This is a genomic window from Salinimicrobium oceani, from assembly GCF_012037645.1.
Genome location: NZ_JAAVJR010000208.1, coordinates 1 through 625, shown reverse-complemented (window position 1 = coordinate 625; position 625 = coordinate 1). Strand labels below are relative to the sequence as shown.

1 protein-coding gene is annotated in these 625 nt (G+C 44.6%); it reads left to right on the top strand.

What is annotated here, in order from left to right; translation table 11 throughout:
* Window positions 1–625: alpha-ketoacid dehydrogenase subunit beta (locus HC175_RS16300; protein WP_317172340.1), on the top strand; the 625-nt coding region annotated here is incomplete at both ends.

Sequence of the window (625 nt, the reverse complement as noted above, 5' to 3'; positions counted from 1 at the left end):
AGCTACTCTCCAATACAGAACAAAAGGAAAACAAAAGGCTCCGCTTATTATCAGAACCCGAGGCCACAGGCTTGAAGGGATCTGGCACAGCGGTTCTCCAATGGGTGGAATCCTCAACCTTATTCGTGGTATTCACGTATTGGTGCCCCGCAACATGACCAAAGCCGCCGGATTTTATAATACGCTGCTGGAAAGCGATGAACCCGCACTTGTTATTGAATCTCTAAACGGATACCGTCTCAAGGAGAAAATGCCGAATAATTTGGGAGAATTCAAGACAGCTTTAGGAGTGGTTGAAACTTTAAAAGAGGGAGCAGACATTACTCTTGTTTCTTATGGATCTACATTAAGACTGGTAGAGCAGGCCGCGAAGGAACTCCTGGAAGTTGGAATTGATGCAGAGGTAATAGATGTACAATCTTTACTGCCATTTGACCTCAATCAGGATATTGTTAAGAGTGTGGCGAAAACCAACCGATTGCTTATTATTGATGAAGACGTACCGGGAGGAGCTTCAGCCTTTATCATCCAGAAAATCATGGAAGAGCAGGACGCATGGAAATATCTTGACAGTAAGCCGCAAACGCTTACTGCCAAAGATCATCGCCCTGCATATGGAACAGAT